General features: G+C 51.5%; 19 protein-coding genes. 6 read left to right on the forward strand and 13 right to left on the reverse strand.

What is annotated here, in order from left to right; all coding sequences use genetic code 11:
- Positions 1 to 63 precede the first annotated feature (63 nt).
- The 12 genes from MEALZ_RS17770 to MEALZ_RS17825 form a co-directional block, all read right to left on the reverse strand.
- Positions 64 to 1,587: a phytoene desaturase family protein gene (locus MEALZ_RS17770; RefSeq protein ID WP_014150038.1), complete on the reverse strand. Its 1,524-nt coding sequence runs from the start codon at positions 1,585 to 1,587 to the stop codon at positions 64 to 66.
- Positions 1,584 to 2,006, reverse strand: a complete 423-nt coding sequence (locus MEALZ_RS17775) for an acyl-CoA thioesterase (RefSeq protein WP_014150039.1) — start codon at positions 2,004 to 2,006, stop codon at positions 1,584 to 1,586. Before MEALZ_RS17775 ends, MEALZ_RS17770 begins: the two co-directional genes overlap by 4 nt.
- Entirely contained in the window at positions 1,999 to 3,528 is a 1,530-nt protein-coding gene (locus MEALZ_RS17780; RefSeq protein WP_014150040.1) for an HAL/PAL/TAL family ammonia-lyase, read from the reverse strand. The genes MEALZ_RS17775 and MEALZ_RS17780 overlap by 8 nt, the downstream gene beginning before the upstream one ends.
- A complete protein-coding gene (locus MEALZ_RS17785) occupies positions 3,528 to 4,130 on the reverse strand; it encodes a Uma2 family endonuclease (RefSeq protein ID WP_014150041.1) in 603 nt (200 codons plus the stop codon). Before MEALZ_RS17785 ends, MEALZ_RS17780 begins: the two co-directional genes overlap by 1 nt.
- A 1,020-nt stretch (positions 4,131 to 5,150) precedes the next feature.
- Entirely contained in the window at positions 5,151 to 6,074 is a 924-nt protein-coding gene (locus MEALZ_RS17790) for an LpxL/LpxP family acyltransferase (protein WP_014150042.1), read from the reverse strand.
- Entirely contained in the window at positions 6,071 to 6,805 is a 735-nt protein-coding gene (locus tag MEALZ_RS17795; protein WP_014150043.1) for a glycosyltransferase family 2 protein, read from the reverse strand. Before MEALZ_RS17795 ends, MEALZ_RS17790 begins: the two co-directional genes overlap by 4 nt.
- Complete coding sequence (locus MEALZ_RS17800; protein ID WP_014150044.1) at positions 6,802 to 8,496, reverse strand: AMP-binding protein; 1,695 nt, start codon at positions 8,494 to 8,496, stop codon at positions 6,802 to 6,804. The genes MEALZ_RS17795 and MEALZ_RS17800 overlap by 4 nt, the downstream gene beginning before the upstream one ends.
- Positions 8,486 to 9,037 (reverse strand): COG4648 family protein, encoded by a 552-nt coding sequence (locus tag MEALZ_RS17805; protein WP_014150045.1) that lies wholly within the window; start codon positions 9,035 to 9,037, stop codon positions 8,486 to 8,488. Before MEALZ_RS17805 ends, MEALZ_RS17800 begins: the two co-directional genes overlap by 11 nt.
- Positions 9,037 to 9,285: an acyl carrier protein gene (locus MEALZ_RS17810; protein WP_014150046.1), complete on the reverse strand. Its 249-nt coding sequence runs from the start codon at positions 9,283 to 9,285 to the stop codon at positions 9,037 to 9,039. The genes MEALZ_RS17805 and MEALZ_RS17810 overlap by 1 nt, the downstream gene beginning before the upstream one ends.
- Positions 9,282 to 9,545: a phosphopantetheine-binding protein gene (locus tag MEALZ_RS17815; RefSeq protein ID WP_014150047.1), complete on the reverse strand. Its 264-nt coding sequence runs from the start codon at positions 9,543 to 9,545 to the stop codon at positions 9,282 to 9,284. The genes MEALZ_RS17810 and MEALZ_RS17815 overlap by 4 nt, the downstream gene beginning before the upstream one ends.
- A 54-nt stretch (positions 9,546 to 9,599) precedes the next feature.
- Positions 9,600 to 10,292 carry a beta-ketoacyl synthase chain length factor gene (locus tag MEALZ_RS17820; protein WP_014150048.1) on the reverse strand — a complete coding sequence of 231 codons (693 nt, stop codon included), beginning with the start codon at positions 10,290 to 10,292 and terminating at the stop codon, positions 9,600 to 9,602.
- Between the two features lie 17 nt (positions 10,293 to 10,309).
- Positions 10,310 to 11,167, reverse strand: coding sequence for a YicC/YloC family endoribonuclease (locus MEALZ_RS17825; protein WP_014150049.1), 858 nt, complete (start codon positions 11,165 to 11,167; stop codon positions 10,310 to 10,312).
- A 53-nt stretch (positions 11,168 to 11,220) separates the two neighbouring features.
- Between MEALZ_RS17825 and MEALZ_RS17830 the strand changes: the two genes are divergently transcribed.
- From MEALZ_RS17830 to rdgB, 3 genes are all read left to right on the forward strand, one after another.
- Positions 11,221 to 12,120, forward strand: coding sequence for a serine/threonine protein kinase (locus MEALZ_RS17830; RefSeq protein WP_014150050.1), 900 nt, complete (start codon positions 11,221 to 11,223; stop codon positions 12,118 to 12,120).
- A gap of 72 nt (positions 12,121 to 12,192) precedes the next feature.
- Positions 12,193 to 12,912, forward strand: a complete 720-nt coding sequence (gene rph, locus MEALZ_RS17835) for a ribonuclease PH (protein WP_014150051.1) — start codon at positions 12,193 to 12,195, stop codon at positions 12,910 to 12,912.
- Entirely contained in the window at positions 12,913 to 13,506 is a 594-nt protein-coding gene (gene rdgB / locus MEALZ_RS17840; protein WP_014150052.1) for an RdgB/HAM1 family non-canonical purine NTP pyrophosphatase, read from the forward strand.
- A gap of 293 nt (positions 13,507 to 13,799) precedes the next feature.
- Here the strand turns inward: rdgB and MEALZ_RS17845 are convergent, their stop codons facing one another.
- The gene (locus tag MEALZ_RS17845) at positions 13,800 to 15,104 is read right to left on the reverse strand and encodes a hypothetical protein (RefSeq protein ID WP_014150053.1); all 1,305 of its coding nucleotides are present in this window, start codon (positions 15,102 to 15,104) and stop codon (positions 13,800 to 13,802) included.
- A 183-nt stretch (positions 15,105 to 15,287) separates the two neighbouring features.
- Here MEALZ_RS17845 and MEALZ_RS17850 point away from each other — a divergent pair, with 183 nt between their 5' ends.
- From MEALZ_RS17850 to MEALZ_RS17860, 3 genes are all read left to right on the forward strand, one after another.
- Positions 15,288 to 16,067 (forward strand): pentapeptide repeat-containing protein, encoded by a 780-nt coding sequence (locus MEALZ_RS17850; protein WP_014150054.1) that lies wholly within the window; start codon positions 15,288 to 15,290, stop codon positions 16,065 to 16,067.
- A gap of 65 nt (positions 16,068 to 16,132) precedes the next feature.
- On the forward strand, positions 16,133 to 17,212 hold the full coding sequence (gene hemH / locus MEALZ_RS17855) for a ferrochelatase (RefSeq protein ID WP_014150055.1): 1,080 nt from the start codon (positions 16,133 to 16,135) through the stop codon (positions 17,210 to 17,212).
- Positions 17,213 to 17,507: 295 nt separating this feature from the next.
- Positions 17,508 to 19,706 (forward strand): TonB-dependent receptor family protein, encoded by a 2,199-nt coding sequence (locus tag MEALZ_RS17860; protein WP_014150056.1) that lies wholly within the window; start codon positions 17,508 to 17,510, stop codon positions 19,704 to 19,706.
- Positions 19,707 to 19,751: the final 45 nt, after the last annotated feature.

Raw genomic sequence — 19,751 nt, forward strand, 5'->3', positions numbered from 1 at the left:
GGTTAGCGGTTAGCGGTTAGCGGTTAGCGGTTAGCGGTTAGCGGTTAGCGGTTAGTAGTGATTCTATGCTTGTCCAATCGATTCGATCAATCGCCAGAACTCGGCTTGTTGCCTAATTCCCAACACTTTTTGTGCAGCCTGCACACCGGAGACACTGACGCCGTATACGCCGCCGCCCGGCGAAGTCCAATGGCCGGCGAAATACAGCCCCGGCAGCGGCGATTGATTGGGGATACGAGTGGGGCCGACTTGACTCGGCGAGACGTCCCAGCCGTAGGCTGCGCCTTGAAAATTTTGCGTGTAGCGGCGCATTGTCGCCGGTGACCCGCCTTCAATGAACAAGATATGATCCTCAAGTCCGGGAATATACTTTCCGGCCAGTTTTAGCATCGCATCCATATAGCCCGGTTTGGCCTGTTGCCAGGACTCGGCTGCTTGATAAGGCAGCAAGGTGGTCAGCATCAACAAGTGTTGTCCGGGCGGGGCCAGATTCGGGTCGACCAGCGTCGGCGCGGTGATACTGAGCCAAGTAATCTCGCCGTTGCAGGTCGCGGCAAAATTCTTCTCATGATCGAAGTCTTGGAAACAAAACGACTCGTGAGCCAATTTATGCTCGATGAGATCGATATCGGTCGCGATATAAACTGCGAAAATTGACAAAGAATGCTGCATTTTTTTGATGCGTTGAATATAACGCGGCGGAAAATGCTCTTCGCCGATCATCTCGCAAATCGTATGCCGGATGTCGGCATTGGCGATCACGACCGGCGCGGCAAACTTTTCATTTTTTACCTCGACACCGGCAATCCTTCCTTTTTCGATCAGAATTTTATCGACCGGCGCTTTGAAGCGGATCTCGCCGTCGTGCCGTGCGAGCCCGTCGACCAGCGTATCGGCCAAATGCTGGAAACCGCCCTTGCAGTAATAAGCGCCGTCGACCATGTAGCCGATCAACATCGTCGACCAATAGACAAAAGAGACTTCCGAAGGCGGCAGGCCAAGATAAGGCCAATTGCTTGCGAAGAGCCCCAGTAATTTCGGGTTGATGATGAATTCTCGTGCCACTTCGGCCAGGGTTGCTTTGCGGTATTTGCATAAGGCCGGCATCAAGCGATGCGCCTCGGCGAAATTAGTGCAGGCCATGATTTCATCGGCGACGGTGATTTCTTCGGCCACCTGCAGACATAAACGGGTCAAGTCGCGTAAACCCTGCCGTTCTTCCGGAAACAGCCGCCCCAGCCGTTCGCAAAACGCCTCGACCGATTGCGGCAAGGCGGCGTCCAAACCCGGATAACGGGCATGGCTGAACGGGTCTATGTTGATGAACTCGATACAGTGTTCGACATCGAGCGCCTGTAACACCTTGTAGATGATTTGTCCGCCCCGGTAACCGTCAGGGCCGCAGCCGCTGATCAAATGCACGCCGGAATCGAAACGGTATTTTTTGCGCTTGAAACCGTGCGCATAACCGCCGGGCCGGTCATGGCTTTCGAGTACCAACACCGACTTACCGGATTTCGCGAGCAAACCGGCGGCGGTCAAGCCGCCAATGCCGCTGCCGACGACGATGACATCGTAGTCCTTCACGATTCGTTAAGTCCTAGTTTTTCCAACAAAACCGGCGGCGACTCGTAACACATTTCTCCTGTGGCGATCTCGACCGCGACTTGATAGGTATAACCGCGCGTCAAGCGCGCGCCGGTTTGTTTATCGAAAATCAGGTAATTGATTTTCATGCGGTTTTCCCACTCGGTCAATTCGGCATGCACGATGATTTTTTGGCGGAATTTCGCAGGCTTCGCATAGCGGACGCGCACATCGACGACCGGCCAGGCATAGCCGGATTCGCGCATTTGCATGTAACCGTAGCCAATCTTGTCGAGCAGAGCGCAGCGGGCGATTTCGAAATATTTCAGATAATGGCCGTGCCAGACGATTTCCATCAGATCGACATCGAAAAACGGCACTTCGATTTCGACTTCGCAGGAGACGATGGCCTTAGTCATACAGAACCCAATGCCGGTCGCGGATCAATTGCAGGCAGAGGCGCAAGTCCCGCTCCAATGCCCGGTCGGCGTCGAGAAAACCGATCTTGGCCCTCACCTGCTGCATCGTATTCTTGAGGCCGGCACTAAAATCCGACTGCCCCCCACGCAATTCGACGCCCTGTACGACGGCGATCAACAACGCCGCGGCGACTTGCTCGGTCAATTCGATGATGCGCACGCAGTCGCGGGCGGCAATCGTGCCCATGCTGACCTTGTCCTGATTGTGGCATTCGGTCGAACGCGAAAACGCACTGGCCGGCATCGTCAACTTCAAGGCCTCGGCGGTCCAGGCCGACACGGCGATTTGTAAGGCTTTGAAACCGTGATTCAGCATCGCCTCGTCGCCTTTCGCGCCGGATAAATTGGCCGGCAAGCCGTGATTGAACTTGGTGTCCATTAATTGCGCCATCTGCCGGTCCATCAGATCGGCCAGATTCGCGATAGCCGTTTTCAGGCTGTCCATTGCGAATGCGATATGGCCGCCGTAAAAATGTCCGCCGTGCAAGACATGTTCGCCTTCGGCGTCGATAATCGGGTTGTCGTTCGCGCTGTTCAATTCGTTTTCGATGAATTGCCGAAGCCACGGCAGCGCGTCTTCGAGCACGCCGATCACATGCGGCGCGCAGCGCAGCGAATAGCGGTCCTGCAGGCGCGTATCGTTGCGCGGCGTCTGTTCGGTGACATGTAGGTCGTCTCGGATGCGCGCGGCGACCCGGATTTGCCCTGTATGCGGTTTGACCGAGAACAGTTTTTCGTCGAAATGATAGGCATTGCCGTTCAGCGCGACCGAAGCCAACGCGGTGATGCGCGTACACAATTGCGACAGATAAGCCGCGCGTTGATAGGCCAGACAGGCTACTGCCGTCATCGCCGCGGTACCGTTCATGATCGCAAGGCCTTCCTTCGGTTTCAGCGTCAACGGAGCGATGCCCAATTTCGCAAGTACTTCAGCGGCATCCAGCTTCTCGCCGCGATAGATCACTTCGCGCTCGCCGGCCAGCACCGCCGCCAAATAGGATAACGGCGTCAGATCGCCGCTGGCGCCGACCGAACCTTCCTGCGGGATCAACGGCAGTATGTCGTGCTTGAGTAATTCGGCGATCTGTTGCAGCAAGCGGTAACGTACGCCGGAAAAACCCCGCGCCAAACTATTCAAACGCACCGCCATGATCGCGCGGGTTTGCGGTTCGTCGAAATGCGCGCCGAGGCCGCAGCCGTGGAAAGTATAAAGATGGCGCGACAAGTCGCCGGTCTTGTCCAGCGGTATCGACACCGTGCAGGAGTCGCCGTAGCCGGTCGTGACGCCGTAGACAAAGCCTTCTTCCCGCAGCAAGGTTTCGATGAATTCGGCGCCCTTGTCGATCCGCGCAACAAAGGCCGGCGCATCGCTCAATTCGAGCCGATGCGAGCGGTTCGCAAGCGCGGCAATGTCTTCGATCGTCAAGTCTTGTCCGTCGACGATTACGGTTCGTTTAGTCATTAGCGGCCAGCAAAAAGATCAGTTAAATCAATTGATAAGTCGGGAAATAGATAAGATGATGCCGACTCATCGGCAAACATGGCTTTGAGCTGATACTGCCCTTCAGCATCGAGAACAAACTGGTGAATCGCTTGTTGTTCCGGGTAAACCAACCAATATTCTTGTACGCCGCATTCTTGATAAAGCTGATATTTGATTTGCATCTCCCGCTTGGAATTACCTGGAGAGAGAATTTCGATGATCCAATCCGGCGCTCCGTTGCAACCTTGTTTATCCAAAATGTCGGGATTACAAATGACGCAAAGGTCCGGTTGCACGACGGTAAAAATTTCCTGATTGCTCAGCACGGATTGTTTTCTGTCGTAAAGGCGCACGTCGAAAGGCGCCGGAAAAATTTCGCAGCGTTTATTTTTCAGATGGAGGTCGATGCCGACTAGTAGTTTTCTTTCGATACGTTGATGCAGAACGTTCGGCGCGGGTGACATCAACATGACTTTGCCTTTGATCAATTCGATGGTTTCTTTGATATGCCAGGTCAAATAATCGGCATAGCTATAGGTTTGCTCAGGGTCGAGTTGCGACAATTCGGTGATTTTAGGCATAATAATGATTACCTGCTCTTAATTTTAGCCAGGGTTGTCGAGGGCTAAGCAATACTGCCATTAAGTAAAGGGAAACCCGTCATTCCGCCATGGGCTGGCGGAATCCAGTACCATGGATGGCAAGTTTTTTAAGGTACCTTAGAGCTTGAATGCAAAAATTACTTATTTTAATCACAGCTTAACTTAACCTGATTAGCAAGTTTCTTCAGCTAAAGCCCAAAGATCAGCATATCCTTAGCAGGACGGGGTTCGCAAACCATGCGCGTCAAACTAAAAACGGCCAACCCACATCACGCTCTTTCCCAAGCTCCAGCTTGGGAAAGACACCCCGGAAGCTCCAGCTTCCTGAGACCGACACAACCTCCGCTCACTCTCAATAAGCCCCGCGACTCGCTCGTTCAATTTTTCTCCTGATTAGCAAGATGCTTCAGCTTGCTGAAGCCAATTGTCCGAGCAGTGGCCAGTCGTAGCCACTTCTGCGGGACGGGTTATTTAACCCGTCCCCAACGTTTCGGTTTGCCCTAAACATTTCGGCTAACTTCGGCCAAAGTCAAAACGTTTAGGACGGGGTTGCAAACCCCGTCCTGCTAGGGATATGCTGGTTTTTGGGCTTTAGCTGAAGAAACTTGCTAATCAGGATTTTTCTTGATTGTCGGGAAGCTAGAGCTTCCTGAACAGGTTACCCAAGCTGGAGCTTGGGTAACAGCATATTTTAGTTTTTGCGACTACGACTGGCTTCTGCTTGGACACTTGGTTTCGGCAAGCTGAAGCATCTTGCTAATCAGGTAACTTAATGGCAGTGAGGGCTAAGCAAGGGAGCATCCTATCACATCGCCCCTTAGGGTTTGGTCGAAAATAACTTCCCTATTTTATGGAGGGTTCGGTAGCTCGATTGGCAGGTGTCGGCGGCAAGGAAGCCGCCGTCAAGCCTACACGGACGAATTCACGGCGTCCTGTTAAGCGAGTTACCGAGCTCTCAACAAAGCTCATAGTTCCAGAACGTTATTTATGACGAAATCCTTAATCATTTCCATCCTGCCAAAAATCGTAAAAATTGAACCATTGCAGCGGCTCCTGCAGGCAATAGTACTGCAAGCGGTCGGCATAGTCCTGAGCATAGCGTCTGGCCCGTTCGTCGCGCTGTTTTCTCGGTAGATTCAATCCGTCGCCGAAATGATCGAAATAAATCGCTTGCTTGCCCTGTCGTTTCAAGCAAAACAAGGTATAGACCGGACATTTCAGCAATGACGCTAAAATATACGGTCCTTGCGGAAACATTGCCGTTGCGCCGAGAAAGCGCGCCTTGACAACACGCCCTTGCCCTGTGACCGGAATTCTGTCGGCGGCAATCACGACCAGTTCGCCGGCTTCGATTTTGTCCTGCAGCAGCATTGCCGTCGCGGCGTTCATCTCGGTGACTTGAATCAGATTCATACGCCCGGATTCGGCATAACGGTTTAGCAGCGCATTGAATTTTTCGGCATGCTTGGTGTGCACCAAAACATTGACCGTTAAGTTTTTGCGCAGCTTCGCGATGACCCGGCACACTTCCATATTGCCCAGGTGAGAGCCCAGGATCAAAACGCCCTGGCCGTGTTCGAGATGACTGACGATGGCGTCCCGGCCATGGTAGTCGACATCGTTTAACGAGATTGCGCCGCTCCAGGCCGCCAGTTTATCGATGATCGCATTCGCGAAAGCGATGAAATGCAGATAACCGCCGTAGCGGCCGCTTCGTATCGTGTCTGCGGGCAGAAAGGCCGATACGCGCTTTAAATAATCGATGCTGGCTGCGCGCGCCTTACCGTTGAGCAGCCAGTAATAACTGACCACCGGATACAAAAACACTTGCAGCACCCGGCGTCCGAACAACAGATAGACCTTGAGCAGTAATTGCATGCCCCAGATGACGCCGCGTTCTTCCATGTTGGCCCAATGTTTCATCGCCAATGCCTCATCAACAAGCGAGGCAGGCGTATCAGCATGCCGAAGAACAATTGCGCATGTTTTCGCGAAATCAACAGATTATCGCGCAGCATGTCGAAATGCGAAACGCCGTCCAGCGGATAGCGCACTTCGGTTTCGACATTGAGCACATCAACGCCTTGCCAGTAGAGACGCACAGCGATTTCGATGTCGAAGTCCATGCGCAGGCCCATTCGGGTCGATTGCAGCAAGGGCTCGACAGCTACGAGCGGATAGCAGCGAAAACCGCACATGCCGTCTGCGATTGAAAGCGAAAGCGTGTTGATCCAAATCCACAGATTCGTGAATTGACGCCCGTACAAGCGCCCCTTGGGCACGGTGTCATCGAAACGGGGCTTGCCGAGAATCAGCCGGTTTGGATGTCGTTCGGCCGCCTTAAGCAGACGATCAATATCCTCGAGCCGGTGCTGTCCGTCGGCATCGACCTGCAGCGCATGGCTGAAGCCATCGGCTATCGCTAGGCGCAAACCGTCGATGACCGCCGCGCCTTTACCACCGTTGTCTGGGCGTTCGTATAACACGACCCAGTCTTGTTCACGTTCAGACAATTGCTTCAACACCGAACTGCAAGACGTCGTGCTGCCGTCGTTGATCAAATAGCAAGGCAGACCGTAAGGTTTTAATTGTTCAACGACCAGGCCGACCGCGTCTTCGTGATTGTAAACCGGGATAATGACGCAAGCCTTCATGGGCGTGCTCCGTACAACATTCGTCCGGAACTGTGCGATTCGCTGACCGAACTCAGATCGAAATAGAGCTTGCCGGCCTCGTCTCGCCATTCCAGCGCCATCTTGATTAAGGCATCCGGTAGAATGATTTTTTTAAATTTGACCGCTTCCATCGTCAGAAAAGGCTGTTCGATCGAAAAAAACAATTTGCCGTAATGTTCGGCCCAAGCCAATTGCGTCACGCCCGGCAGAATCGGCATGCCCGGAAAATGGCCGTTGAAATAGACCAGTTCGGGTTGAATGCGAAATTCCAGTTCGGCGCTGTTGATCGCGATCCGGCAGTATAGCAATTGCGGATATTTGGCCGAGTCCAACGCGAACAATTGCCGAAGTAAGGCATGATCGATTTTACCCTGTCGGGTCATCGGCAAGCTGTCGAAGAACAGCCATTTGCGCGGTAACACCACCGATTCGAAGGCCCGTTGCAATTGCCGCCGCAATGACTTGAATATGGCCGCGCGGCCTTGGTGGCGTAAAGCCTCCAAGCCGCTTTCAGTCAGCACGATAGCGGCTGCCACACGGTCCCGCCGGTTGCTGAGCAGCAAACAATGCGCCTGTTCGACCCAACCGGATTGACTCAAGGCGTTTTCCAATGCATCCAACGATAAGCGTTTTTCCTCCACTTTGACGATGCGGTCGAGCCGGCCCAGCAAGCTAAAGCGCCCCTCGTCGTGCAGCTCAATCCGATCGTCCATCGGGTAGGCGACAGCGTCGGGCAAGTACGGCGATGTCAGCAAACAGCGGCCATCCTCGCTCCGACTAAGTCCGATACCGGCAAAGGGCGTCCATCGCGTATCTTGAGCGGAGCGGCGCCACGCAATGCCGCCGGTTTCGGAACTGCCGTAAACTTCGATGACTTGTTGCCCGCAAAGCCGCTCGATTTGCGTTGCGGCGTTGGGCGGCAGCGGCCCGCCCGAACTGAAAATAGCGCTGAACTTGGCTATTTGAGCCCAATCGGTCAGTTCATCGAGTCTTTTCAATTGCGCGGGGCTTGCGACCCAATAGGCGGGTTGGCCTGCCAAGGCTTTCAACATCGGCTCGGGACTCAAAAATAGCTGGCTGTGAAAACAACGTCCCGACGCCAGCGGCCATAACAATCTGAACAACAATCCGTAAATATGCTGATGACTGACGGTCGCGGCCGCCGCCGACTCTCCCAACAGTCGGCCCCACTGAGCTTCCAGGGCGTCGATCTCGCGTTGCAATTGCAGCAGGTTTTTGACGATGGCCTTAGGTCTGCCGTTCGAACCGGAGGTAAAAAGCGTCACAGACGTATCTGTCGGGTTTAGCGCATGCAATTCGATATTTACTTCGGCAGGGCTGGCCAATGTCGATTCGCGCCCGTGCCAGGCGCCGATCAATGCAACGCCTTGCCCGGCTAGCTCGTCGGCGGTCACCTGGCAGTTATTGCCGGGAATGATGACTTTTTTGTTTGAATGCCACAAGGCAAACAGCAGCACCGCGAACGGATAGGCGTCTTCATGATAGAGGGCATGGCAAGACTCAGTACGGTGCTGTAATGCCGCGGCCGCGGCCGCGACATCGGCGCAGAAGCTTCGCCGGTCCAACCGTTGTCCTGCATGCACGGCGACCGTTCGTGCGTGATGCGAGGGTAATGCGCAGCGGCTCAGCGGAATTGGTTCAACGCACATGGTCCTGCGTCCTGATTCGCACCCAATATTCGATCGCCATCAATAATCCCATCAATACATAAGCCAGCAGGCCATTATACAGGCTCCAACAGGCAAAACTGCACCACAGCGCGGTCGCGGCGGCAATCAGTCCGTTCAGTAAAAAAAACACGCACCAGACCTGAGTGACTCGTCTGGTGTAAAGCACGCCTTGCGGCGGCAAATCGGGATGTTGAAGACGCGCCAGCCGTTCGATCACCGGCGGCGGGAAAAATAGGCTCGAGGCAAACACCAGTAGCAAGCCCAGATTCATCAAAGCAGGATAAAAACGCAGAGTGATCTCGTTATTATTCCAGACGGCCAGGCCGCAAAACAGCAGCGCGGAGATGATCAAGCCTTGACTGGCCGCGCCGGTAGTCCGACCGCTGACCAGGCGCACAAGCAACAGCGCGGCCAAGGCCATGGCAATCTGCCAGGGTTGCACCGATCGAATGCCGAAATAAACGGCCAGCGGATATAACAGCATCAAGACACCGATGACGCCGTTAAGCCATTTGCGCATTAGATATGGATCAGTTTATCGACGGCTTCGACGACATCGCCTACGGTGCGTGCGTTCTTAAAATCTTCCGGCTTCACGGCCTTGCCGGTCAACTCCTTGAGTTTGACGATCATATCGACCGCATCGATGCTGTCGAAATCGAGGTCTTCATAAAGACGGGCCTCCGGCGTCACGTCGTCCGCGTCTATCTCGAACATCTCCTGCATGATTTCCCTGATCATTTGCAGAATGTCATCGCGATCGTTCATGCTGCCCTCTGCTCGGAGTCAATAAATTCAGCCAGCGCCGCGACCGACGCGAAAATTTTTACCACGTCGTCTTTTTCCGAATCGATTCGGATATTGTATTTCTTTCGGATCGCGAGTCCCAGTTCCAAAGCGTCGATCGAGTCCAGCCCTAAGCCTTCGTTAAACAGGGCTTCGTGACTATCGATATCGTCAACGCCGATATCCTCCAAATCGAGCGACTCGATAATCAATTTTTTTAATTCATTTTCCAAACTGCTCATACATTTCTCTAAAAATTATATCAATAGCGGTCGCCGCCGAAATTCAGGCTTCGCTTAGTCGGGACGTTTTTCCCAACTCCAATTCCGGCGCGGCATGCAGAAGGTCAGCCGAGTCTGCGGCTCGGTCAAAAAGCGAATAAAGGCCGGCAATTGTACCGGTTGTTCGCCGTCATTTCCGGTTGATACTGAAGAAGACACTGTCAGCGCTTGTCCCGCGCCGCTTTTTGCAATCATCAATGCTAGCGCGCAACTCGTATCCGAAGACAAGCGATAAGGGGAAGACGGATAAAAGGTCGGCAGCGGCTCATCGTAAAACACCAGCAACACCCGTTCCGCGCCTTCCTGAAGCAAACCTAATCCTTCAATAAATGCCGGCGCCATGCCTTCCTCGCCGGGAGCGAGCACGGTACATTGCAGCTTGTTTTTCCAGGCCATCGAAAACAAACCGGCAATGGCATTGTGGACCGACAAGCTAAACCCGGTCGGCGAGACTTCCTCGCCGGCCTCAAGCATCTCCATCATGGACAAGGATTTAGCCAATTCGCCGTGAGCGGAACTGAATACCGCTGGCACCATGACGTCTTCGTCAAGGCATTGAGCAACGGCACAGAATACGGTCTTGGCCAGCGGTGTCAAGCGCCTTTTCAGCATCGGCGGAACGTTGGCAAGCCATTGGGCGGGATTGGCCGGTTGGAGAGGCAAAGGCGGCCAAACCGACCATTTGGATAAGATGAAATCCGATTGCATTCGAGCTCTCTTTAGATTCACTCGATATTCTGAATTTGTTCGCGCATTTGTTCGATTAACACTTTCAAATCTATCGCAATGCCGGTCATTTCCTTATCGGCGGACTTAGAGCCTAAGGTATTGGCTTCACGGTTCATTTCTTGCATTAAAAAATCCAGCCGGCGGCCGACCGGTTCTTGGGCTTTTAGGCTTCGTAATACCTCGTTGACATGCGTTTCGAGCCGGTCTAATTCTTCTTCGACATCCAGTTTTTGAGTCAAAAAAACCAATTCCTGCTCCAGTCGGTCGAAATCGGGTTCGATAACTAAATCGTGAATTCGGAGCTTCAATTTTTCCCGAAGATGCGACAATACTTCGGGCATTCTGTTGCGTGCTGCAATGACAAGTTCGCGCATCTTTAGACAACGCTCGTCGATGAGACTTGCCAATTGCTCGCCTTCCCGGGTTCTGACCTCGAGCATTTGATCGAGAGTTCGGTCGACTAAATCAAAAATGCCTTGGCCAAGAACTGCGTTATCGGTGCCGGTTTCTTGTTGAATGCCGGGATAAGCCAAAATGTCGAGAGCCGAAAAAGTTCGGTGTTCGGACATTAGCGATTCGATAGTGCGGGCTGCGTTTAAAAGTGCCTCAACCGCCTGTAGATCGACGTTAAAATTTTGCGGAAGCTTTTTATAATTTAATGCGCATTCCACTTTGCCGCGTTTGATTTTTGCGGCAATGGCGCTACGTATCGGCGCTTCGGCAAAGCGTAAACGCTCGGGTAGCTTGACAGTGATGTCGCAATAACGATGATTAACCGAACGCAGTTCGCAAAGAACGGTTAAATTTTCGATGACTGCCTCATCTCCGGCAAATGCCGTCATACTTCTAATCATTTTTCACCTATAATTGTCGTGTTTTTCACGAATTAACCCAATGACGCGACTCAGTGGCTGAATACTACGATCCGGATAACTATCCAAAGCAATGGAATTATCTCCAATCCGGCACCATTATAGACGACTATATGATCGAGCGGGAATTGGCACGCGGCGGCTTTAGTTCCGTTTACTTGGCTCGCCGGCGATTGGATCAAGTTCAAGTCGCGATCAAGGAGTATCTGCCTAGAAAACTAGCCCATAGAACTTGGAATAATCAAGTCGTGGCTAACAGCGAGGAAACCAAAGCTTTGTTTAAGCGAGGTAGGGCGCTATTTTTCGAAGAAGCGATGGTATTGGCGAAGTTAAAACACCCGAATATTGTTGAAGTCATCAATTTTTTTCAAGAAAATTCGACAGTGTATATGGTGATGACTTACGACTACGGGCTTACCTTGGAAAAAATCCTGCAAAAAAGATTGCTGGATATTAGCGAGGAGTTTTTAGTGCAAGTTTTCGTTGCACTCTTAGATGGCGTTGGGTTTATTCATCAGCATAATCTCGTGCATTTGGATATTAAGCCGGCCAATATTTTAATTCGGCCCGGAAACGATCCTGTATTACTGGATTTCGGCGCGATTCAAACTTTTCCTAATCCGGCACGACATAAACAAAGCAAAGTACTGACCAACGGGTTTTCTCCGGTCGAACAATATTTAAGCAATAAACCGCTCGGGCCTTGGACCGATCTGTATGCGATCGGCGCGAGCATGCGGGCTTGCCTCGACTATAAGTCGCCGCCTCAAGCAACTGAGCGCGCTCAGAATGACTCGCTGATCCCTGCCGTGAAGGCGCACAAAAAAAAATATTCCAAAAAACTGTTGGCGGCTATCGATTGGGCGATGGCGGTTAAACCGTCCGATCGTCCGCAAACGGTGGCCGATTATCTAAAAGAGCTGACCGCGAGTTGAATGCTCAAAAGCCCTCTTTAAAGTGGATGCTTTCGGTTATACTGTTTCGCTATTTAAATCATGAGTAACACTATGAGACCAAGCGGACGCAACCCTGAGCAATTGAGAGAGATTAAGTTTACCTGCGGATACACCAAGCATGCGGAAGGTTCCGTGCTGGTAGAATTTGGCGACACGCGTGTGATATGTACGGCCAGTGTCGAAACTAACGTGCCGCGATTTCTCAAAGGTAAGGGCGAAGGCTGGATTACCGCCGAATACGGCATGTTGCCGAGATCGACACACGACAGAATGGGACGCGAAGCGAGTCGCGGCAAACAAGGCGGACGCACTCAGGAAATTCAACGTTTGATCGGGCGCTCGCTGAGAGCCGCGGTCGATATGAAGGCGCTGGGTGAAAACACCATCACGATCGACTGCGATGTGCTGCAAGCCGATGGCGGAACGCGAACGGCATCGATCACCGGCGGCTTTGTTGCCTTGTCGCTGGCGGTGCAAAAAATGCTCGCTAAAAAGCAAATCAAGAAAAACCCGTTGCACGGTCAAGTCGCATCGGTTTCAGTCGGTATCTTCAAGGGCGTTCCGGTATTAGACTTGGATTATGCCGAAGACAGCAATGCCGAAACCGACATGAATGTCGTCATGAATGACGCTTCGGCATTCATTGAAGTGCAAGGTACTGCCGAAGGTCACGCGTTTCGTAAGGACGAGCTCGATGCGATGCTGAGCCTGGCCGAGCATGGCATCAAACAATTGCTGGAAAAACAAGCCAAAGCCCTGGAAAACTTTTAAATGTTATCGAATCCATCCCAACCGATCGTTCTGGCCAGCGGTAATCCCGGTAAGATCCGGGAAATTCAGGCGATTTTGGCCGGCCATCCGATTGTGCCGCAGTCGCAATTTCAAATCGCGGAAGCCGATGAAACCGGCAAGACCTTCGTCGAAAACGCGCTCTTGAAAGCTCGTAATGCGGCATTCCATTCGGGATTGCCTGCAATCGCCGACGACTCCGGGTTGGCGGTGGATTATTTGCACGGCGCTCCGGGAGTGATCTCGGCGCGTTATGCGGGTTCGGATGCCAGCGATCAAGATAATGTCGAAAAGTTATTGAAGGAATTGGCCGGCGTGCCGTTCGAACAGCGAACCGCGCGCTTCATCTGCGTGATCGTGTTCATCGAGCATGCCGAAGATCCCTGTCCCGTCATCGCGCAAGGGATTTGGGAAGGCCGTATCTTGGATGAGCCGGTCGGAGACAACGGTTTCGGTTACGATCCTGTATTTTGGGTACCCGAGTACGAATGCGCTTCGGCTCAGTTAGCGTCTGAAGTCAAAAATGCGATCAGTCATCGAGGCAAGGCGCTAAGCATTTTGGCATCGGCTCTTTAAAGTCGGCTTCCCACTTAAGACGGGACAAAAGCACTAAGAATTATACCCATCGTAGATCAAAATTCGGCACCGGGGTGCCCGTCAAAGGACGCCGTGAATACGTCCATGTAGGCTCTATGCCAGCATCCATGCTGGCAAAGCCTTTGCCGAGCACCCCGGCGCCTCCTTAAGCATCGCCGAAATTTGAAGTGCGAAAGGTATAACCCTTCGCCCTGAGCGCAGCCGAAGGGCTCGCCACGAACGGATTGACCTTAAACTGTTCCGCGTTAAGTGAGCAGCCTTAAAGTCGAGCGCTATCCGCCCGGGTCGACGACGACAACCTGCGCGAATCCTCCGCCGGGTGTGCGGAAATTAGTCGTCTGGCCTTGATACAATCTTGCGCTGACTAACTGCACTTGACCGTTGTAAACATAATTACGCAAGTCCAATTTAAAACCCATCACTGCGTCATCGACTTCCAAGTGCCTTTCGCTTGGCGCTACCCATTGTTGCGCGACATAATCGCCTTGCAATATTTCCCCGAATACTCGCCGAGTGAGTTTATCGCCGCGATAAGCAGCCTTACTGCCGTAACCTTTGGCCGGTTTGAAAAATAAACGTTTCCGATCGGACCAAAGTTTTTCCGCGTCTTGTTCTCGCACAACGACGGTTTGCGCAATTCCGGACAGCAAAATCTCGCGAGTGGCAGCATCCACGCCAATTTCTTCTAAAGCCGCTGTGTCGGTCAACACGGCCAAATTGCGTTTATCGGCATATAATGCGTGATTTCTGGGATAAGGCGTCACGACTACGGCATTGTCTAAATAGGCATTGCGCAAAGCTTGCGAGGCAATTTCTTCCAAACTGAAATCGGTCAGACGGTTATAAACGAGGTCGATGTGAAGCTCTCGACATAACAGCTTGCCGTTGCTGAAGGTCAACTCCGACGGATCGCAAATGACCGCTTCGATACCGTGCCGCTCGAAGAGCTTTTCGAATAGTAAAAACTCCGGATACATATATTGCTCGGCCGGTTGCTCATCGACGATGGCAACCGTTTTTAATGTCTGCTCGCCCCGCTCCTGCCGCCATTCTTCGAGGAACATATCGATGAAAACTTGCTCGAGCGATTGTTTTAACTCCATCCCGGGCAATTGACCCGGACGCCTGTCGCCTGCCTGATCGCAACAAGCGATTTGGGCGCGTGCCAGGATCGCATTGACCAGGGCGCCGCCGGCATTCGTATTGATTTCGATTAATTGCGGCCCGCTGGGCCCAATATGAAAATCGTAACCCAAAAAAACGCCTCGGGCTTTCGGCGTAAAAAGGGCGGTTTCAGGCGCATAAGCCAATACCCGCTGTTGATAAGCCGGTAAATCGATCACTTTTTCCAATGCCGCGATAATCTTCCATTGCCGCCGTAAGCAGGATTCATCGACGAATACGGCCGATTCCGCGAATAAATGCGGCCGCTCCTCGGTGAGCATGCGGAATAGATTGAGGTCGTTAAGAGCCAGCAATTCATCCCGCAAAGCATGACGGTCGAGCGACACGCAGCGGCATTCGCTATTTAATAATTCGACTTTTTTGGCGCATGCCGGATCGTTACAAGAAGTCATGAGTGCGTTTTGAGACAAATGCAGGGAGAATAGGAAAGGAGATTAGTTTAACTCAGAAATATCGGAACGTCAGGAACAAAGCATTTCGTTTGTAATGGAATGAGCGTTTTAGAAAACGGAACATGCCCTTGCTCAAAGTATATAATGAGTTTCGATTAAGCCAACGCATTAGGAGATGTTACGATGAAAATACCTACCCTATTTACCTCGTTGTTTTTATTGGCACTCAATACTTCCTCGACGCTAGCGGCCGATCTTGACCGTGCGCAAATCGAACAATTGCTAAGCAAGGCTACAAAAGAGAAACCGGCCGATTTGCGCCGGAAGGACTTACGTGGAGTCGATTTATCCGGCTTGGATTTTCGCCATGCCGATTTATGGGGTGCCGATTTGAGAAAGGCCGACTTTAGCAATAGTAATTTGTCCGGTTTGGTATTGGATTTGACCGTGATGACCGGCATCAATTTATCCGGTGCCGATCTTTCGAATAGTAGCGTATTCGGCGTCAGTTTAGTCAAGGCCAATTTGAGCAAGGCTAATCTAAGAGGCAGTCGCTTCATTGCCGTGATGGACGGTGCTAATTTAAAGGGCGCCGATCTGAGAGACGCCAATTGGGGCGCGGATATGAAAAATCAGCCGATGGGTTTGATGCGCGCCAATTTAAAAGGCGCCGATTTAACCGGAGCCAATTTGGCCGGGGCTAATTTGAGTCGGGCCATGTTACGTTTGGCCAAATTGAACGGTGCCAATCTGCAAAACGCTAATTTAATGGTCGCGGACATGGCCGGTGCAGATCTCACCGGTGCCGATTTGTCGGGTGCCGATCTTTCCCAAGCCAAATTGCTGGATACCGATTTTTCACAAGCCAACCTTGCCGGCACAAAATTTCATGGCATAAAAGATAAAGCTGAACTTAGAAGTTTAGAAAAGAGCAAAAATTTAGACCAAGCGCTGTTCGATTGATTCTGCTTTGTCAATAAGGCTGAGTTAACAAACTTCAATAAAACAATATTCCAAAGCGAAAAAGTATGAAATTTAAAGGCAGTCCCGAATTTACGCATAAACAAAACGATAAAGTCGGTGTTTTGATTACCAATCTCGGTACGCCGAAAGCGCCGACCGCGAAGGAGTTGCGCGTTTATCTTAAGGAGTTCTTGTCCGACCCTCGGGTCGTCGAGGTTCCTCGATTCATCTGGTGGTTCGTGTTGAATTTCATCATTCTGCGAATTCGGCCCCGTCGTTCGGCAAAATCATACAAATCGATATGGACCGACAAGGGTTCGCCGTTGATGTTTCATACCCGGCATCAAGCCGAAGCCTTGCAAAAAAATCTACAGGCGGATTGGGGCGACGATCTGGTGCTCGATTTCGCGATGCGCTACGGTACTCCATCGATCGCATCGGTACTGGATAGGCTATTGCAACAAGGCGTCCGAAAATTATTGGTGCTGCCGCTATACCCGCAATATTCGGCGTCGACGACCGCCTCGACTTTCGACGCCTTGGCGGATCAATTCAAAAAGCGCCGTTGGTTGCCGGAATTGCGCTTCATCAATCACTATCACGATTTCGACCCATTCATTCAAGCCGCGGCCGACCATATTCGGCATCATTGGCATGCACATGGCCGTGCCGATAAATTGATTTTTTCTTATCACGGCATTCCGTTGCGCTATCTACATAACGGTGACCCATATCACTGCGAATGCTACAAAACGTCTCGATTGATCGCCGAAGCGCTAGAACTGGCTCCGGACGAATACATGACAACGTTTCAGTCTCGTTTCGGCCGGGAGGAATGGCTTAAACCTTATACCGACGAGACGCTGAAAGCGTTGCCGGGGCAAGGCTGCAAGTCGGTACAAATTTTCTGTCCGGGTTTTGCCGCCGATTGTCTCGAAACGATCGAAGAAATTGGCGTCGAAAATCGGGCGTATTTTTTGAGCAGCGGTGGCGATCATTACGAATACATTGATGCGCTCAATGCCGAGCCAGGGCATATCGACGCGCTGGGTCAATTGATTCGGCAACACCTTCAAGGCTGGGAAATCGAACACGATACAGAGAAGCGCAATCGTTTGGCGAAAGCGTTGGGGGCGAAGGTTTAAGGGGGGAGTTAGCGGTTAATAGTAAGCGGTGAGCAGTGAGCGGGAAGGAGTAAACAGTAAGCAGTGAGCAGGAAAGAGGAAAGAGGAAAGAGGAAAGAGGAAAGTAGGGCTTGACAAATGGATTAAATTCTGCATCATTTCACCGCTCACCGCTCACCGCTCACCGCTCACCGCTCACCGCTCACCGCTCAAAAGTTCCCCAACAAAAAAATTCAGGAGTTTTTCCTATAGGTAAAAGGGATAACGCTCACTAAAATGGCCGCTTTCAAAAAAGTGGCTTATGAGTGGTAGCGCAATGTCTTTAACTTCTATAATAAAAATCGAATCTAATCAGAATGCGACGGGTAGCGGGCAAGGCCAAGTAGCGCCGTTCCGCATGTGCTTAATGACGGTAGCCGTGTTGGCCGCCGTGAATGCTAATGCGGCTAAAGTAGATGATCGTCCACCGGCCGTAAAACTGCCTCCTCTGGAAATTATCGGTGAAGAACCTTCGCAATTAGAGCATATTCCTGGCTCCGGCTTCGTCATCGATAAAACTACGCTCGATCGACAAGGCCCATTGTCGACGAAGGATGCCATGCGTACCATTCCGGGTATTCATATCGTTGACGAGGACGTGTTGGGACGGCGTTTTAATTTAGGCATACGAGGATTGGATCCAAGGCGATCGGTTCGCACGCAATTACTGGAAGATGGTGCGCCGATACAATTGGCGCCTTATAGCGATCCCAGTAATCACTATATTCCAACTAATAAACGTATCGATCGTATCGAAGTCTTGAAAGGTTCCGGACAAATCATGTACGGTCCTCAAACTGTCGGCGGCGCGGTCAATTTTGTCAGCGCGCCGATTCCTGAGGAATTCGGTGGATCGATTTCGGCGGCCGGCGGCAATAACGGCTATTACGATACCCACTTAAGATTGGGCGGTACGCTCGATAATGTCGGCCTGTCTTTGGATTACATTCGGCAAGAATCGGACGGCAATCGTAGCGGCCAGCATCAAGAAGTAGATGATTTGGCACTCAAAGCCCTGATTAAAATCGACGATCGTCAACGCCTCATGCTAAAAGGGATATTGACTCATGAAGACGCGGATATGGGCGAGGCCGGCCTAACCAGCGAAATGTACCAGCGCAGTCAACGCACCAACCCTTTACGTAACGATAGCTTCGAAGTACGCCGTTATGCGGGGCAAGCGCTCTATGAATTCGATATTTCCGATACGATGCAGTTCAGCACCAACATCTACGGCAATCATATGTTCCGGGAGTCGATTCGGCAGGCTAACGATTCCTCGCAAATGAATAACTGTGCTAATCGACGCGAACCGATTTCCGCCGATGTAGCTCCGACATGCGGGAATGAACAGCGGCCCAGGACTTACAATGTGTTTGGCATAGAACCTAAGCTGGTGTTCATGCATGACGCATTCGGTGTACAGAGCGAAACCACGTTGGGTATACGCGGGCATTTTGAATGGGCCGACCGCGAACGTTATGTCGGTAATGCCGGACCAAGAGATACCACTCAAGGTAGGAATAACAACAATCACGGGCGTAATCGTTACCAAGACAATTCATTAGAAACCCAAGCGCTATCATTTTTCGCACAAAACCGCTTCTTTCTGGGCGACTTTACCGTAACGCCGGGGGTTCGTGTCGAGCATTATCATCAAGACAATATCAACAATATCGACAGAGCCACGGAAAGTTTAGTTAGGACGGAAGCCCTGCCTGGCGTTGGCGTGACCTATAATGGCATAGATAACACCACGCTATTTGCCGGCGTTCATCGAGGTTTCGCGCCGGGTAGAATCGGTGATTTTGTCGACCCGACGAAAAATATCCTTAGCCAAGTAGAGCCCGAATTAAGTTTGAATTACGAAGCCGGTGTTCGAACCTCGCCTACTGCGGGTGTTAATCTTGAAATGACCTATTTCAGAATCGATTTTGAAAACCAAATTGTGGAAGACATAACGGTCCCGGATACTCGGTTTATCAATGTCGGCGAAACGGTACACCAAGGGGTGGAAACCGGTTTTCGTTTGGATTCCAATCAATTATTCGGTACCGATTATAATTATTATTTAACAACGTCTTATACCTATCTCGATGCTTATTTTGCCAGTACCGAAGCCAGGGCGGGGATCGTTAAAGATAATCGTTTACCTTATACTCCGGAGCATTTAATCAACGCCAATGTTGGTGTCGAAACGCCTTGGGGTCTGGACATCCGTTTTGGTATTCAAAGCGTTAGTCAGCAATATGTCGACATTGAAAATACCCGAGAAGAGAATGCGAACGGACAAGAAGGCATTATTCCCGGTTATACGGTTTTCAATGTCTCGGCAAATTATCAAGTTGTCAAAAACGTCAATGTATTTATGAATGGCTATAATCTGAGCGACAAAAAATTTATAGCCAGCCGTGTAGATGGTATTCACCCGGGCCAGGGGTTTCAAATGATGGGCGGTGTGAAGTGGGCTTTCTAATAGTGTTTCTTATAAAGTTGCGGCAGCTAAGATTGACTGCGTAAG

It is taken from the genome of Methylotuvimicrobium alcaliphilum 20Z (genome assembly GCF_000968535.2).
GTDB lineage: Bacteria > Pseudomonadota > Gammaproteobacteria > Methylococcales > Methylomonadaceae > Methylotuvimicrobium > Methylotuvimicrobium alcaliphilum.